Raw genomic sequence first — 15,996 nt, forward strand, 5'->3', positions numbered from 1 at the left:
ATCAAAATCAAGCTAGGCGACGCAGATGCAGATAGAACTGAGGTACATCAAATCAAGTCAACAACGTCTGATTTTGATTTTCGAAGAGTATGACTATATCATCAACCATGATTCATCAAGCTGCCCCTTTGTTAATCTGAACTGCTTACCATGTTCATCAATCAGTGCATGAAGCTCCTGAGCGTCTTTTAGAGTGATTTTTGTTTGAAGAATCCTGCTGGGCGAATGCATTCTTGTAAATCCTCCACAGGCATCTCTAAAAGCGAATGAATTGTCAACCGTCCCTCCAACTGTTCTAAAGCACACTTGGCATTTGCTTCCGTTGTTTGCTGAATAAGAATCATAGATACCAAATCCTTTATAGGATTTTCATCATTCCACCAGTGAAATTCACCATATTGCCGTTTTAAATTTTGGTAAAGAACCGTCAACTGTTCCACTACTATCCCCCATCTCACCTTGTTTCTCCTTGCCATTATAGCACGATGAGTAAAGGGATACAATGCTACAGTTCCTCTAGTAATATTGTATCTACAATCGCTTCAAACTGCTCTGCTTCAACCTCTGGAAAATAATTCAAACAATTGGCTGTTGCAAAGGCTGCCGCTTCTTTCAAAAAGATTTCTGGGGCTTGACCTTGACTGATTCCCTTGACTAGCAAGCCCAGATAGAAATCCCCTGCGGCAATCGGATTACGCGTTTCTTTCTTTGGAGACTGAATACGGAAGAAGCGCTGACCAATCTTAGCTAGACTCCCCTTGTCTCCCATGGTAATGATGATATTCTCATGAGGAGTCACTTCTTTCAGGATACCTAAAATAGCTTCAGGACTTTCTTCATCCAGCTCTGGATAAATATCTTTCAGCTCCTCATTATTGATTTTGATAAGGGCCGGTCTAGCTTGATAAGCCGCACGTAAAGCTGGTCCACTGGTGTCCACTATGGTCAGAACCTCTGGGTATTTTTCAATAAACCGCTGAATATAATCATCCGGCATCCCCTTCATCAGACTGCCTGAAAAGACTAGGATGTCGCCATTTTGTAAACTATCCTCTATCTGGCGAGTGAATTGGTTGAGCAAATCCTCTGTTAGTTCAAAACCTTTTTCATAAAATAGTACTACATCGCCTGTACTGGTTTCAACATAGATATTACACGTCCGAGTATTCTGGCTATTTTCAACCACGCGCAGGGTATTGCCACCATCAGCATTAAGCTCCTGGATATAGCGACCAATCTGACCACCCAAAATAGTATGAATTATGTAGTCTGTCACACCGTTTTCACGGAGGGCATAGGCCACGTTGAAGCTTTTTCCACCAGGATAATCCCTCACTTCCGTCGGTCTCAGGGGAATATTCTTTTCAATTTTTTCAACAAGTAGCGTACGGTCCAGAGCTGGATTGGGACAAATCAAGTGAATCATATCGGTCTCCTTTTCTCTTTTGTTTATATTATTATACTATATGTGAACAAAAAATAAAAAGATAATTCCTCGATGGGAACTATATATCTGTTTACACTACCCACAATATGTAGTATTTCGACAACATCAAGAAAGACGACTTCCAAATTAGGAAATCGTCTTTTATGCTACTTATTTCCTTTTGCTCTGTTGTGTGTTTTACAGAGCATTTCACAATTTGACTTATCTGTGCTACCACCTTTGCTCCATGCTTTAACATGGTCAGCATCCATTTCGGTAATTTTCCATATTCTAGTTTTATTATTGTTTGTTCCCAAGGCACATAATGGGCAGTTTGATAGATGTTTAGCTTTAGCCTCTTCAGTTTGAATCTTGTAAATTTCTTGTTTGACTGTTTCAGGAAACACACGGATATTCAATAATTTTGTATCTTGCTTTCCCCCAAGTAGATACTCATAAATGTCCTTTTTGCTTCCAACAAAGCCGTCTAATAACAAACTTTCTACATCCCTATTTAGTTCCTGAATGTTATATGATTTAGCATGATACCGCCTATAAAGTTTACCCCAATCCACTTTTTTCATTTGAGGGTCTATTGAGCTGAATAAGCCATTTATCCATTCAATGACTGATGAGAAATACCTTTTCAGTTCTATAATGTTATCATCTTTACGATGTACACTCATATAATGCTCTATTTCTCCATTCGATACCCATTCTAAGGCTTTGTTTAAGTAACCTTGTCTATTGACCTCTGCTTTTATATAAGTTGACCATTTGCTAATATTCGCATTACTTGAATTGCTGAACTCTTCTCTGGCTAATGTCACGAATTGTCCAGAATAGATAGCATTCAGTAGCTCCTGCTCATTAAGTGATACTCCTGCTATATTGATAGTCTTAAACCATTCCTTGATTTCACTTTCTTCTCCTTCACAAACATAAATAGTCAATTTGGTATTCATAATTTTTTCTTGCAAATCTTCTGCTAAACTACTGAAGTAGTACGGAATACCATCTTTATCTGTCAAAGCAAATTTATTCGTTACGAAACGACCAAAGCTAGTAATTCTCTGTTGTCCATCTAAAACTTCGTACATTCCGTCTTTTGTTTTAACAAAATAGATTAGCCCAAGTGGATAGCCTTTTAAAATAGAATCAATTACTGCGACATCCTTGACACCATCAGCATAAATATAGTTACGCTGGTATTCTGGTTGGATGACTAGTTGTCCATTCCACCCAAACAGTCCTTTTCCTTCATATTCGTTATAAATGAAACCTTCACAAATATTTCTTATTGTCAAATCAGTATTGAGAGTAGTTTTCATGATTTATACCCCTTTTCTTTTGATAATAATTCTGGCATAAGGAACAACAGGAAACCCATTTTTATCTAAGAAGTATAAATCTCCATCGGCAGTTCCACGTTTTTGGATTTCTTTCCTATATTTCCTATGTTCGTCAGTATAACCTCTAACTCCAATTTCAATTCCTGAACTAGATATTCCCAATCCGATAATTTCAAATTGTTCTGGGTTAAACTTATCTAAGAATGTGATAGGAACTCCCATATAACCGTCAAAATCAGAAGGTATTGCCATTGTAAAAGGTACTTCAATAGCATCGTAGTTGTAATATTTTGGGTAATTTTGGGTATCAAACTCACGCAACTTTTTGATTAGCTTCGTGTTAAATTTTAGATTATCCGCTTCAGTCATAAGTTGAAGAGGTTGATGTCTCCTGCCGTGTTCAATATTAGTAAACCACATCACACCAGAAACCCTTATTAAATCTTTCTTTCGTTGTGAAGAAGTAGCTAAATCCTCATAAGGACTCATAAAAAAACCAACGTTACCTTTAAAAGGTTTGCCTAACCATATCTTATTATCCTTTATATAAGAAAAAACATCTTTGTAAGTAATAGCATTTTGATGACCGATAATTGCAAATTCTTTTTTACCATCCATTATCCATTTTATGAACTCCCTAAATAATGAGAACGGCGGATTTGTTACAATAACATCAGCTTCATCTCTTAACTTAATAACTTCATCGCTATTAAAGTCCCCATCGCCCTCTAAATATTGCCACTTTAAATTTGAAATATCTACTTTTGATTTACCGTCTTTAGACAGGGTGAAAATCTTTCCTCTGCTGTTCGTTTTATCTTTATCAAAATGTGGTGATTCTGTTTCAAAAAGACTTAACTGACCAAACTTTATTGTTTTTCTGTCGTTCGCAAAGCTCGTGCTAATGAGTTTTTTCAACCCTAAAGATTCAAAATTTTGTGCAAAATATCTTGTAAAATTACTCCATTCAGGGTCATCACAAGGTAATAGAACGGTTTTATTTTGAAATACTTTAGGATTAAATTCTAAAAAAGCATTCATCTCATTTTCAATATCTGAATATCTAGTATAAAATTCATCCTTTTTCTGTAATTTAGCATTATGAAGCGAGGTAGCCATTACGCCACCTCGCTTTTTGGTACAACAGAAAAAACTTCTCCACAAAAATGTGAAAAAGTCTGTTTTAGTGCCTGACAAAAAACACGTCCGATTACATAATCAGCGTGAGCTGTGAGCTGTGAGCTGTGAGCTGTGAGCTGTGAGCTGTGAGCTGTGAGCTGTGAGCTGTGAGCTGTGAGCTGTGAGCTGTGAGCTGTGAGCTGTGAGCTGTGAGCTGTGAGCTGTGAGCTGTGATTGCGTTCATACAAATCAATTCCTTTGCTATTTTTATAACACTATTATATCACAAAATACTAGTCTTGAAAATAATCATATCCATTATTACACCATAATATTTATTTTTGTATTATTTGTGATATAATAGTTTTAGAATAAAGAAGGAGTAAAGAGATGCTAGGTGAATTTGAGTCATTGTATGATTTGATGAATGCTTTTCCAAATGATTATTACTGTGAGCAACATTTAGAAAAAATTCGCTGGAACGGCTATGTAGTCAGCCCTTTTGATGAGACCTCTAAGGTTTATAAGTGTAAAAATGGTAAATACAGATGTAAAAATACTGGCAAATATTTTAGCGTTAAAACGGGTACAATGTTTGATAATACTAAAGTTTCTCTTCAAAAATGGTTTATTGCCATTTGGATGGTGACATCCCACAAAAAAGGCATTTCTTCTGTTCAACTTTCAAAAGACATCCATGTTACTCAAAAAACAGCTTGGTTTATGTTAGAGCGTATTCGTAGATGTTTTGGTTCAGAAAATAGTAATGAATTGGATGGGACTGTAGAAGTAGATGAAACCTACATCAGTGGTAAAAATAAGAATCGCCATAACTCAAAAAAAAGTTAAAAATGCCTAAGGTCTCTCCCTAAAAGATAAAATCCAAGTTGTTGGTATGGTTGCACGAGAAGGAAAATTGAATACTTATAAAGTAACCGATACAGGCACAAAAACTTTAACAGAACAAATCGTAAAATTTGTGAAAGACGCTGCCCAGCTTTACACTGATGAATGGTTAGGTTATAATAAAGTTGCGAAAATGTACGACCATGCTTTTGTAAATCATGGTGCTCGTGAATATGTAATTGATGATGTTTATACACATACGATTGAAGGTTTTGGGGCAGGTCTCAAACGTGGTGTAATGGGAATCTACCATTCTTGGTCTAAGAAATGGGAGTGGGAAAGAACTCGACCAAGATAAAAAGAGTTCGTCTTCCCACCCCCGCACAGTTGATTAGGCCATATTTGGAGTGCAAAACACGAACAAATCTGCCAATCAACCACTGCGCTGAGATGTTGACACGAACTCTGAGTAGTGGTCCTGGACTTTTTGCCCAGCCTCGAGTTTGACTTCCGTTATAATACCCGAAGCATGGCTGACAACGACCGTTTCAATCTTCTATAGTCATCTTCAGAAGTTCGTACTACATACAAGGAGTTAGTCCATGGATAAACTACATGCAGAAATGGAGCGAACAGTTTCTAAAACAATTGATAATAAGCTAGTAGATTATCAAATTTCTCTCTCTGATAATTTTTACACCAAATATCTTAGTTACTATGACTGCCCTTACACTCAGGAAGTAGTTGAATCACACCGAAAATTTTTCCAAGACCTATCCTATTATGCGATTTATCAAAAACTTGGAGAAGTCACAAAAATTAACATACAAGCTCGACTTTCTGAGTTAGATACTTTAGTAGATATTTCAGATAATAAAGATGAATTTGATATTTTCTTTTACAAAAAGTTTCAGTTTAAACTACCTGAGATTCCATTTGAGGAAGAAAAGCTAGAACTTTCCAGTTTTGATTTAAAATTGCAACAGGCTCTAAATTATAATCCTAAAGAAGATGAGGGGCTGAGAAAAAGAAGATAAGGAAGGTGCAAGATGGATTGGTATGACTACATGATAAAGGCATCAGAGCAATCACGGTTTAATGCTAGTCACTGGTTTCGCTATCTGCGAAAAGTTATTTTCGAAGACCATTCTTATTTGACGGAAGAAGATGTCGAAAAGTTATTAGCTTCTAAAGAACTAACAGATTTTCAAAAGGTCAGTTTGAAATATGCTATTCAAGAACACACACCAACTCATGAATATGTGGTTTCATTAAATAAACCAGCCAAATTAGCCAATGTACAAAAAATGATGGAGAAATACAGACATGGATAAAATGAAACCTGTTTTTGAAGCCTTGAACCAAGAGTTGGCTCAAGCCAATCTTCATTTAACCATTATTTGTGTTGGTGGTTATGTTTTAGAGTATCATGGTTTGCGAGCTACACAAGATGTAGATGCTTTTTATGAAGAAAGTCAGAAAATCAACGAAATTATTGCTCGTGTAGGGCAACGCTTTAATTTGAATACTGACGAAGAACTATGGCTCAATAATAATGTGGCAAACATGAACAGACAGCCACCATTACATTTGTGTGAGACCCTATATTCATTCGAAAACTTAACTGTTTTAGTTGCTCCAATTGAATACGTATTGGGTATGAAGATGGTTAGCACAAGAGAGCAGGATTTGAAAGATATTGGAGCAATTATCAAATACAAACACTTCCGTTCTCCGTTTAATACCTTTGATGGTTTGAAGAAAATGGGGTTTGATAGCATTGATTTCTCCGTTCTCCTAGAAGGCTTCAGTCATGCCTATGGGATGGACTGGCTAGAAGAATTTTTTAAAGAAAATCAGGATAAACTGAGAAGATATTATTGATAGTCAAGATAGAAGAAAAGACGATTTCCTAGTTTGGAAGTCGTCTTTTTTGATATTATCGAAACACTACATATTGTGGTTGGTGTAAACTGGTATATAGTCCCCTAATTTTTTTATGCAAATACGGAAATTCGTTCCTGCTGGTAACCACCTTTTTCAGCAATGTCAACCAAAGCCACAGCATAGTCGGCATAACTAATATAGCTTTCACCTTGGGTATTGACTTGGAAAACCTCGCCAGCAATAGTGTAGACACCTGTCTTTGAGCCTTCTGCATCAAAATCGGCTGCAGGGCTCATATAGGTCCAGTTGATAGCTGTCGCCTGACGATAGAGGTCTAGACCAGCACCCATAGCCTCAGCGATTGGTAGGTATTCCGCAGGGAAATCTGGTGTATCTTTCAGCATAGCTGTCTGGCTCTCGTCTAAATAAAGACTGCCTGCACCACCAACTACTAAAAGACGAGTTGGACTACCAGCAAGGATGGTCGCTAGATGCTCCGCAAGACGAGCGTGACCCGGCAAGGTTTCTGGTGTCCAAGCACCAAAAGCATTGACTACTACATCAAAGCCTGCCAAGTCTTCCTTGGTAAGAGCAAAAGCATCCTTTTGGATCACTTCTTGGGCTACGCTCTTGTTTTCAGAACGGACAATAGCCGTCACCTGATGACCACGTTCTACTGCTTCCTTTGCAATGGTTTGACCTGCTTGACCATTCGCCGCAATAATAGCTATTTTCATATTGATACCTCACTTGCTTTTGTTGTAATAATTATATTTACAACACAAGTATAAATCATTTGCGTTGTAATGTCAATTATTACAATTTAAAAATTAAAAAAATCAGCAAACTGATGATCTTTTCATTAAATGTAATTATAGTTCCGCCAGTAAATCAGCAATAGTCGTCTGTGCAAGTTCATTTTCCAAAGCCGACTGAGCATTTTCCAAACGACTATCTAGCAGGGGATGAATATTGCGACCTACTTGACAGTTTGGATTGGGTTGCTCATGAAAGCCGAAGAGTTGTCCCTTTTCTCCAAACAACTCCACAGCCTGATAGACGTGCAAAAGTGTAATCTGGTCTGGAGCCTGTGCCAAGCGAGCACCTCCAACACCACGTGCTACTTCTACCAGACCAGCCTCCTTGAGTTGGGACAAAATATTTCGGATAATGACAGGATTAACCCCGACACTGCCTGCAATGCTAGTACTGGTCTGTTTTTCCTTTTCTCCTTCCAGAGCCAAGAGAACCAAGATATGGCTGGCAATGGTAAATCTACTTGAAATTTGCATCTCTTCTCCTTTTTTTCAGTCTATCATAGACTGAAACAGAACTCAAGTTTGAAAATTAGTCACGGTCACACCCAGCAAACGAATCCCTTTTTCAATCTTCCCAATTTCTTCAATTAGTTGACGAACCTCTTTCTCAATCGTTTCCGTCTGGTCCGTATACACCTCTAGACTATGACGTTTCGTCAAGGTAGAAAAATCACCATAACGCACCTTCAAAACAATTGTTCGACCCTTTTTTCCATTCCGCTTCAAACTGGCTGCGACCCGTTGGCAGAGACTGATTAGCTCTTTCAGGACATCCTCCTCCCGATAAAGAAGTTTGCGATAGGTTCTTTCCTTTCCAATTGACTTACGAACACGGTCCACTTTAACGGGCGAATTAGAAATGCCCCTCGCTTTCCGATAAAGGTCGAAGCCAAAACGCCCAAATCTATCTATCAAAACCATTTCTGGTACATCTAGCAAATCTTGCCCCGTGTAGACCCCCATCTCATGCAGGCGTTCCACCGTCTTCTTCCCCACACCGTGAAATTTTTCAACAGGCAGGGAGGCGAGAATACCAACAGCATCTTCAGGTAGAATCAAGGTCAAACCGTGCGGTTTTTCCATATCAGAGGCAATTTTTGCCAAAAATTTATTATAGGAAACACCTGCGGAAGCTGTCAGATGCAATTCATTCCAAATATCGTATTGGATAAGCTTGGCAATCTTAACCGCAGAGCTGATGCCCAACTTATTTTCTGTTACATCCAAGTAAGCCTCATCGATAGACATGGGCTCCACCAAATCAGTATAACGATGAAAGATTTCTCGAACCTGTCGCCCAACTTCTTGGTATTTTTCATAATGACCAGAGATAAAAATAGCCTGCGGACAACGTTCATAGGCTTCTTTTGAGGACATAGCCGAGTGAATCCCAAAGGCACGCGCCTCATAATTACAAGTCGACACAACGCCTCTTCCGCCAGACAACCTAGGGTCCGCTCCAATAATAACAGGCTTTCCTTTCAATTCAGGATTGTCCCTTACCTCAATGGCAGCAAAAAAAGCATCCATGTCTACATGAATAATTTTTCTAGATAAATCATTGATTAGAGGAAAAATTAACATGACTGCCTCTTCCTGTTTACAAGTTTAACTCGCTATATTATACCGCATTTCTTAGGAAGTTTCAGCCTTTAGATTCGTTGAACCAGCCATCTTACCAAGACAATAAACGACAGCTTATCACCTTATTACAAATACAAGCAGAAATTTGTTTTGAAAATATCAACTCTATCTTTCAATTTTTTTCATATTCCTTGAAAGGTTTTTCATTTATTTTCAAGTATTTTTGTCTTGTAGAAAGTGTTTTCAAATGGTATAATAATGACATGTTGGTATCGATAGCAAATCGATACCCAAAAGCATAAAAGGAGAACCCTCATGTCAACAAAAGTTAAAACAAAAAATGTTGCTGAAGACATTTTCGCCCAAGCCTGGGAAGGCTTTAAAGGTACAGATTGGCAAGATAAGGCAAGTGTAACACGCTTCGTTCAAGCCAACTACACTCCATACGATGGAGATGAAAGCTTCCTCGCAGGCCCAACTGAGCGTTCACTTCATATCAAAAAAATCATCGAAGAAACAAAAGCTGGCTACGAAGACACTCGCTTCCCAATGGACGTAGATCGTGCTACTTCTATCGCTGATATTCCAGCAGGTTTCATCGATAAAGAGAACGAACTCATCTTCGGTATCCAAAACGATGAGCTCTTCAAACTCAATTTCATGCCACGTGGTGGTATTCGTATGGCTGAAACAACTCTTATCGAAAACGGCTATACTCCAGACCCACTCCTTCATGAAATCTATACAAAACATGCTACAACTGTAAACGACGGTATCTTCCGTGCCTACACAGCTGACATCCGCCGTGCTCGCCACTCACACCACGTTTCTGGTCTTCCAGATGCATACTCACGTGGTCGTATCATCGGTATGTACGCTCGTTTGGCACTTTACGGTGCAGACTACTTGATGGAAGAAAAAGTAGCTGACTGGAATGCGATTACTGAAATCGACGAAGAATCAATCCGTCTTCGCGAAGAAATCAACATGCAGTACCAAGCATTGCAACAAGTTGTACGCTTAGGTGATCACTATGGTGTTGATGTTCGCAAACCTGCGATGAACACGAAAGAAGCTATCCAATGGACAAACATTGCTTTCATGGCTGTTTGTCGTGTTATCAACGGTGCAGCAACTTCTCTTGGTCGTGTGCCAATCGTTCTTGATATCTATGCTGAACGTGACTTGGCTCGTGGTACATTTACTGAATCTGAAATCCAAGAATTTGTTGATGACTTCGTATTGAAACTTCGTACAGTGAAATTCGCTCGTACAAAAGCCTTCGACGAAATCTACTCTGGTGACCCAACATTCTTGACAACATCTATGGCAGGTATGGGTAACGACGGTCGTCACCGTGTTACTAAGATGGACTACCGTTTCTTGAACACACTTGACAACATCGGTAACTCTCCAGAGCCAAACTTGACAGTTCTTTGGTCAGACCAACTTCCATATTCATTCCGTCGCTACTGTATGGCAATGAGCCACAAACACTCTTCTATCCAATACGAAGGTGTAACAACAATGGCGAAAGATGGTTATGGTGAAATGTCATGTATCTCTTGCTGTGTGTCACCACTTGACCCAGAAAGTGAAGACCAACGCCACAACATTCAGTACTTCGGTGCTCGCGTAAACGTTCTTAAAGCTCTTCTTTCAAGCTGGAACAACGGTTACGATGATGTTCACAAAGATTACAAAGTATTCGATGGTGTTGAACCAAATACATCTGAAGTCTTTGACTACGACCAAGTGGTTAAGAACTTTGAAATCGCCCTTGACTGGTTGACTGACACTTATGTAGATGCCATGAACATCATCCACTACATGACTGACAAGTACAACTACGAAGCAGTTCAAATGGCCTTCTTGCCAACTCACCTTCGTGCTAACATGGGCTTCGGTATCTGTGGTTTCGCAAACACTGTTGACTCATTGTCAGCAATCAAATACGCACAAGTTAAACCAATCCGTGACGAAGATGGCTTTATCTACGACTACGAAGTAACTGGTGACTTCCCACGTTATGGTGAGGATGATGACCGTGTAGATGACATTGCGAAATGGCTCATGGAAGCATTCTTCTCTCGCTTGAACAAGCATAAATTGTACAAGAATGCTGAAGCTACTGTATCTATCTTGACAATCACTTCAAACGTTGCTTACTCTAAACAAACTGGTAACTCTCCAGTTCACCGTGGTGTATTCCTCAATGAAGATGGTTCTGTGAATACTACTAAAGTAGAATTCTTCCCACCAGGTGCTAACCCAACTTCTAAAGCTCGTGGTGGCTGGTTGCAAAACTTGAATACTCTTTCTAAACTCAACTTCAAACATGCCAACGACGGTATCTCATTGACAACTCAAGTTTCTCCAAAAGCGCTTGGTAAAACATTCGATGAGCAAGTAAACAACTTGGTAACAATCCTTGATGGTTACTTTGAACAAGGTGGTCAACACGTTAACTTGAACGTTATGGACTTGAACGACGTTTATGAAAAAATCATGGCTGGTGAAGATGTTATCGTTCGTATCTCTGGATACTGCGTAAACACTAAATACCTCACTAAAGAGCAAAAAACTGAATTGACTCAACGTGTCTTCCACGAAGTTCTTTCAATGGACGACCACGCTGCTGAAGTTTCAGGTCAAGCTTAATCAAGCAAACACAAAAGGACTTGCAATGCAGGTCCTTTTTACTATGTCGAAAAATCTACTGAGTGTTGCGGAAGGATAGTAAATCTTCGGAAGGATGCACCGCAGATTTTCGGAAGGATACAGAACCAGTTCATAAAAAGGGAGTGGGAAAGAACTCAACTAGTTAAAAAAGAGTTCGTCTTCCCACCCCCCGCACAGTTGATTAGGTCAGATTTGGAGTGTAAAACACGAACAAATCTGCCAATCAACCACTGCGCTGAGATGTTGATACGAACTCTGAAGAGTGGCGCTAGGCTTTTTGCCCAGCCTCATCATTTGTCATCCTTCAAACTTCTATAAACATCGTCTATAAAAAGCTTGGCAATTCTCTTTTTAAAATCATCGTTATTAAGCAGGACCCCAAAAAAATCTTGATTTTGCATATAACCCTCAGTCAAAGCATTGTCAATCTCATCCTCAAAAGAAAACTCAAAATCTTCACGAGAATTAACCTTAGCAGACTGCTTGAGTTTCTCATTTTTCTTCATGAGTTCACGAATAGAAACTGCTCCGCTAACACCGATTTGAGGATCAATCGTCAAATCAAGTTGCTCATTGATCTCATCAATAATCTCTGAAAGACGTTTTTCCTGTTCTTCATCAATAGGTCCGATTTTAGGTTTATTAAGCGAAAGAGTGTATTCTCCTTCCAAGTCAGCTACGGTATGGACTCCTGTTTGCTTGTGCTTCATGTAGTCAACCACAATCTTATCCGCAATGGTAAAATCTGTCCCTCCGAGTGTTACATCAATTTCCTTAACAAGTGCTTGAATATAGTTATAACGTTCATGCAAAACCTCATTTTGATAGGCAGTAGCTTGAATCAGGAAAGTGTACATTCGAAGAAAACCTCGGAAAACCTTTTTGATTTCCAGCTGCTCCTTTTCATCAAATTCCTGAACACGACTGTAACCTTTATTCAACAATGCTGTCATCTTCTGCTTATCCCGACTAGAGCGTTTCTCTTGATATAGGAACTGATTAAACTCATGGATAACATCACTGTCAAGAATGCCATATTCATCTATCTTACGTACCAAGTCAAATACATCACTTGGCGTAATGGTTTCTGCCAAAATCGTTTCCTTATAGTAAGGAGAGAAAGCCTTGTTTATATCCTCATAGGTATTTTTAAAGTCCAATACAAAGGTTTTCTTATTGTAACCTCCCACAATACGATTGAGGCGAGATAGAGTTTGTACAGCTGCTACATCTCGCAACTTTTTATCTACATACATAGCCACCAATTTCGGTTGGTCAAAACCTGTCTGGTATTTATTGGCCACAATCAAGACCTGATAATCATCTGTATCAAATCTCTCTTTAAGCTTGTCTTCCGCAATTCCGTTCATCAGAGCCTCAGTATAATCCTGATCATCCATACTCACCTTACCTGAAAAAGCAACTAAAGCTCCAATACTGGTGATATGATGCTCTTTGAAATAACGTTTAAAGGACTTTTGATACTTGACTGCTGCTTCACGACCAGATGTAACAATCATAGCTTTACCTTGACCGCCCAACTCAGCCATAATGTCATGACTGATGAAATGGTCCATGATGATTTCAACTTTCTGGTCAATATTTTCATCAGATAACTCGATAAACTTGGCAATCTTTCTCTTGGCAAGACCTGTTTTAAACTGAGGATCCTCCTCAACAGCCTTGTTCAATTTGTAGTAAGTCTTGTAAGTAGTATAGTTATTCAAGACATCCAGAATAAAGCCTTCCTGGATAGCCTGTTTCATAGAGTAGACATCAAAAGGACCTTTTGAACCATCTGGTAAGGTTTTTCCAAACAACTGGAGGGTTGTCGCTTTAGGCGTAGCTGTAAAAGCGATGATCGAAATGTTGCCTTGCTTTCCTGTCCGAGCGATTTCTTGTTCGATGGCATCCGCCACTGAAACCTCCTGCACCTCATCGATCGTTCCGTCTTCCACATCTGTTTCTGTCAAAACTTGACTGACAGCACTCATATAGGAGCCCGTCGTCGAACTGTGGGCTTCATCAATCAGAATGGCAAATCTTTTCTGGGCAGTTGGACCAGCTGTCATCCAATCTGACTTATTGATTTGGGCAAATTTATGAATGGTTGTTGCGATAATCTTGGTATTTCCAGCTAAGGCATCCGCCAAGTCACTGGAAGTCGCCTTGTCATCCATCACCTTGATAACCCCAGGCTGATGCTGGATAGCCTGAACAGCATCCTGTAGCTGCCTGTCCACAACAATCCTGTCTGTCACAATCAAGACCGTGTCCACAACATTTCGGTCCTCTTGGTCATGCAGACTGATCAAACTATGGGCCAACCAAGCAATCGTATTAGTCTTACCTGACCCTGCCGAGTGTTGAATCAGATAATTGCTATCGGTGTGATTGACCTTCATATCCTCTAGGACACGGTTTACAGCTCGTCTTTGCTGGTAACGAGGGAAAATCAGCGTTTTCTTGCCTTTTTTATCCCGATTAACCTTCAAAAAGATAAAGCGTTCAATCAACTGAAGAATACTGTCCTTGGTCAGTACTTCCTTCCAAAAATAGGCTGTGTCTGGACCAGATTCATTGTGCGGATTTCCAGCTCCCTGGTCAACCCCCTCACCTTTCCCCATATTGAAGGGAAGGAAATAAGTATCTTGCCCTTTGATTTCAGTCGTCATGTAGACTTCCAAGGTATCTACTGCGAAAGAAGCCAAAACGCCCGCATTAAACTTAAATAAGCGATTTTTGCTATCTCGCTTTTTTGACTGACGAACGGCATCATCTACCGATTGACCACTGGAATTGAGCTTCAACTCAATCGCAAAAATAGCTAGGCCGTTCAGAAATATAACCAAGTCTACACGTTCCTTATCCTTGTAGACAACCTCTTCCATAACCGTAAAACGATTTTGCTCATACCGCTTGACTGCCTTGGCATTAAAGGAAGTGGCAGGCTTGGGATAGACCAGTTTCAATTGTTTATTTTCAATGTAAACCCCCGACTTCAAGGCGAAGAGAAGACCTCCCTTGATAATTTCTTGGTTAATCAAGTTGAGAATAACCTCCTTGTCCAACTTCTTCAAGAGATAGTCCATCTCGTCTTCTTGGGTTGCTCGCAGAAACTCCCACAAGATGTCTGTATCCATTGCCAAGCGTTGATTATAATTGCTCTGCGGTCTGTGAATAAAACCATTTTCTGTTTCTAAATCCGTGATAATCCACTGCTGAAAATCATAACGTTCTGTAAGGTCAAAATGAGCCATAGGTATTCCTTATTCTTCCTAGTACTTACTCTACATCATCGAGGGAGAGGATAGACAGATACATATCCAATCTCTCATTCAAATAGCGGGCAAACAAATCTTCCATTGCTGACAGACTTCCCTTAGCATGGAAGTCATCAAAGGCTTGATAATAGGCTAATCGATCTGAAAATTTAATATCAATGGGAGGGTAGTCAGCCTTCATCAGCTCCAAGTTAACCAAGAGTCGACCAGTACGACCATTTCCATCAATAAAGGGATGAATACTTTCAAAGGCAATGTGAAAACGAGCCATCTTGGTCACGATATTTTCCTGACTTTGAGCATAGTCCGCCAGCCACTGCTCCATCAAGGGACGAATCATAATGGGCTGGGCAGGTTCATTGGCAGCCCCCATGATACGAACAGGCACCTTTCGATAGACACCCCTATCGTCCTTCTTATCGGACAAAACCAGATAGTGAATATCCTTTACAACCTGCTCCGTCAAGGGAGCGTCTTCTGCCACCAAGGTCTGTACGTATTCAAAAGCTTCCTTATGCCCAATAGCCTCAAGGTGATCCTTCAAGGGTTTCTGGTCAATAGTCAACCCACGCAAAACCATGTCCGTTTCACGCAGGGTCAGAGTATTGCCCTCAATAGCATTGGAATTATAAGTGAACTCCACTGTAAATTCTTCATTGAGCCGCTCAACCTCACCTCTGGTCAAGGGACGAAGCGTCGCTAACCTTGCCATCTTTTCATCAATCAAGGGCAGGAGGCTTTCCACCCTTTTATAACGACCATCAACTGGCTTTGGAGTATCTTGGGGAATCTTCCATAAATGCCCCTCACGGATAGCACCTTCCACCTTTCCCTGACTACACAAGTCACGAACACGGCGGTCTGAAATCCCCCAGAGCTCCGCCGCCTGCTTGACAGACATATACATAGGACACCTACCCTTCTAACCAAAACAGTCTTGTTCCTAATACTATTATAGCACAGTTCGGAAGGATAGACGACAAACGGAAGGATGTTTA

14 protein-coding genes and 1 pseudogene are annotated in these 15,996 nt (G+C 39.8%); 6 read left to right on the plus strand and 9 right to left on the minus strand.

The window, feature by feature from the left end:
• Positions 1-93: 93 nt before the first annotated feature.
• From ODU37_RS04500 to ODU37_RS04515, 4 genes and pseudogenes are all read right to left on the minus strand, one after another.
• Positions 94-458: pseudogene (locus ODU37_RS04500) on the minus strand (hypothetical protein).
• A 47-nt stretch (positions 459-505) separates the two neighbouring features.
• Positions 506-1,426 (minus strand): 1-phosphofructokinase family hexose kinase, encoded by a 921-nt coding sequence (locus ODU37_RS04505; RefSeq protein WP_105158672.1) that lies wholly within the window; start codon positions 1,424-1,426, stop codon positions 506-508.
• Positions 1,427-1,593: 167 nt separating this feature from the next.
• Entirely contained in the window at positions 1,594-2,757 is a 1,164-nt protein-coding gene (locus ODU37_RS04510; protein ID WP_024415358.1) for a DUF262 domain-containing protein, read from the minus strand.
• 3 nt (positions 2,758-2,760) lie between these two features.
• Positions 2,761-3,897 (minus strand): adenine-specific methyltransferase EcoRI family protein, encoded by a 1,137-nt coding sequence (locus tag ODU37_RS04515; protein ID WP_024383150.1) that lies wholly within the window; start codon positions 3,895-3,897, stop codon positions 2,761-2,763.
• Between the two features lie 390 nt (positions 3,898-4,287).
• Between ODU37_RS04515 and ODU37_RS04520 the strand changes: the two genes are divergently transcribed.
• From ODU37_RS04520 to ODU37_RS04540, 5 genes are all read left to right on the plus strand, one after another.
• Complete coding sequence (locus ODU37_RS04520) at positions 4,288-4,746, plus strand: IS1595 family transposase (RefSeq protein ID WP_238144580.1); 459 nt, start codon at positions 4,288-4,290, stop codon at positions 4,744-4,746.
• Positions 4,747-4,792: 46 nt separating this feature from the next.
• On the plus strand, positions 4,793-5,101 hold the full coding sequence (locus ODU37_RS04525) for a transposase (protein ID WP_238144583.1): 309 nt from the start codon (positions 4,793-4,795) through the stop codon (positions 5,099-5,101).
• Positions 5,102-5,345: 244 nt separating this feature from the next.
• Complete coding sequence (locus ODU37_RS04530; RefSeq protein WP_105202187.1) at positions 5,346-5,780, plus strand: hypothetical protein; 435 nt, start codon at positions 5,346-5,348, stop codon at positions 5,778-5,780.
• 12 nt (positions 5,781-5,792) lie between these two features.
• Complete coding sequence (locus ODU37_RS04535) at positions 5,793-6,077, plus strand: hypothetical protein (RefSeq protein ID WP_044758562.1); 285 nt, start codon at positions 5,793-5,795, stop codon at positions 6,075-6,077.
• Positions 6,070-6,627 carry a DUF6036 family nucleotidyltransferase gene (locus tag ODU37_RS04540; protein ID WP_024416851.1) on the plus strand — a complete coding sequence of 186 codons (558 nt, stop codon included), beginning with the start codon at positions 6,070-6,072 and terminating at the stop codon, positions 6,625-6,627. The genes ODU37_RS04535 and ODU37_RS04540 overlap by 8 nt, the downstream gene beginning before the upstream one ends.
• Positions 6,628-6,740: 113 nt before the next feature.
• Here the strand turns inward: ODU37_RS04540 and ODU37_RS04545 are convergent, their stop codons facing one another.
• The 3 genes from ODU37_RS04545 to dinB form a co-directional block, all read right to left on the minus strand.
• On the minus strand, positions 6,741-7,367 hold the full coding sequence (locus ODU37_RS04545; protein WP_044758560.1) for an NAD(P)-dependent oxidoreductase: 627 nt from the start codon (positions 7,365-7,367) through the stop codon (positions 6,741-6,743).
• Positions 7,368-7,502: 135 nt separating this feature from the next.
• Positions 7,503-7,922 carry an Rrf2 family transcriptional regulator gene (locus tag ODU37_RS04550; protein WP_208541989.1) on the minus strand — a complete coding sequence of 140 codons (420 nt, stop codon included), beginning with the start codon at positions 7,920-7,922 and terminating at the stop codon, positions 7,503-7,505.
• Positions 7,923-7,964: 42 nt separating this feature from the next.
• The gene (gene dinB / locus ODU37_RS04555) at positions 7,965-9,032 is read right to left on the minus strand and encodes a DNA polymerase IV (protein ID WP_172042001.1); all 1,068 of its coding nucleotides are present in this window, start codon (positions 9,030-9,032) and stop codon (positions 7,965-7,967) included.
• Between the two features lie 315 nt (positions 9,033-9,347).
• Between dinB and pflB the strand changes: the two genes are divergently transcribed.
• Positions 9,348-11,693 carry a formate C-acetyltransferase gene (gene pflB / locus ODU37_RS04560; protein ID WP_172042002.1) on the plus strand — a complete coding sequence of 782 codons (2,346 nt, stop codon included), beginning with the start codon at positions 9,348-9,350 and terminating at the stop codon, positions 11,691-11,693.
• Positions 11,694-12,004: 311 nt separating this feature from the next.
• Here pflB and ODU37_RS04565 read toward each other — a convergent pair whose 3' ends face one another.
• Both ODU37_RS04565 and ODU37_RS04570 read right to left on the minus strand, forming a co-directional pair.
• Positions 12,005-14,974: a type I restriction endonuclease subunit R gene (locus ODU37_RS04565; RefSeq protein ID WP_249562410.1), complete on the minus strand. Its 2,970-nt coding sequence runs from the start codon at positions 14,972-14,974 to the stop codon at positions 12,005-12,007.
• A 25-nt stretch (positions 14,975-14,999) separates the two neighbouring features.
• Positions 15,000-15,905: a DNA-binding protein gene (locus ODU37_RS04570; protein ID WP_105158934.1), complete on the minus strand. Its 906-nt coding sequence runs from the start codon at positions 15,903-15,905 to the stop codon at positions 15,000-15,002.
• Positions 15,906-15,996: the final 91 nt, after the last annotated feature.

This window comes from Streptococcus sp. 2021WUSS109 (assembly GCF_044427305.1).
Taxonomy (GTDB): Bacteria; Bacillota; Bacilli; order Lactobacillales; family Streptococcaceae; genus Streptococcus; species Streptococcus suis.

Excerpts from the sequence above, each read along its gene's own strand:
- ODU37_RS04505 (WP_105158672.1), bottom strand. The coding sequence starts at position 1,426 with ATGATTCACTTGATTTGTCCCAATCCAGCTCTGGACCGTACGCTACTT.
- ODU37_RS04510 (WP_024415358.1), bottom strand. The coding sequence starts at position 2,757 with ATGAAAACTACTCTCAATACTGATTTGACAATAAGAAATATTTGTGAA.
- ODU37_RS04515 (WP_024383150.1), bottom strand. The coding sequence starts at position 3,897 with ATGGCTACCTCGCTTCATAATGCTAAATTACAGAAAAAGGATGAATTT.
- ODU37_RS04520 (WP_238144580.1), top strand. The coding sequence starts at position 4,288 with ATGCTAGGTGAATTTGAGTCATTGTATGATTTGATGAATGCTTTTCCA.
- ODU37_RS04525 (WP_238144583.1), top strand. The coding sequence starts at position 4,793 with ATGGTTGCACGAGAAGGAAAATTGAATACTTATAAAGTAACCGATACA.
- ODU37_RS04530 (WP_105202187.1), top strand. The coding sequence starts at position 5,346 with ATGGATAAACTACATGCAGAAATGGAGCGAACAGTTTCTAAAACAATT.
- ODU37_RS04535 (WP_044758562.1), top strand. The coding sequence starts at position 5,793 with ATGGATTGGTATGACTACATGATAAAGGCATCAGAGCAATCACGGTTT.
- ODU37_RS04540 (WP_024416851.1), top strand. The coding sequence starts at position 6,070 with ATGGATAAAATGAAACCTGTTTTTGAAGCCTTGAACCAAGAGTTGGCT.
- ODU37_RS04545 (WP_044758560.1), bottom strand. The coding sequence starts at position 7,367 with ATGAAAATAGCTATTATTGCGGCGAATGGTCAAGCAGGTCAAACCATT.
- ODU37_RS04550 (WP_208541989.1), bottom strand. The coding sequence starts at position 7,922 with ATGCAAATTTCAAGTAGATTTACCATTGCCAGCCATATCTTGGTTCTC.
- dinB (WP_172042001.1), bottom strand. The coding sequence starts at position 9,032 with ATGTTAATTTTTCCTCTAATCAATGATTTATCTAGAAAAATTATTCAT.
- pflB (WP_172042002.1), top strand. The coding sequence starts at position 9,348 with ATGTCAACAAAAGTTAAAACAAAAAATGTTGCTGAAGACATTTTCGCC.
- ODU37_RS04565 (WP_249562410.1), bottom strand. The coding sequence starts at position 14,974 with ATGGCTCATTTTGACCTTACAGAACGTTATGATTTTCAGCAGTGGATT.
- ODU37_RS04570 (WP_105158934.1), bottom strand. The coding sequence starts at position 15,905 with ATGTATATGTCTGTCAAGCAGGCGGCGGAGCTCTGGGGGATTTCAGAC.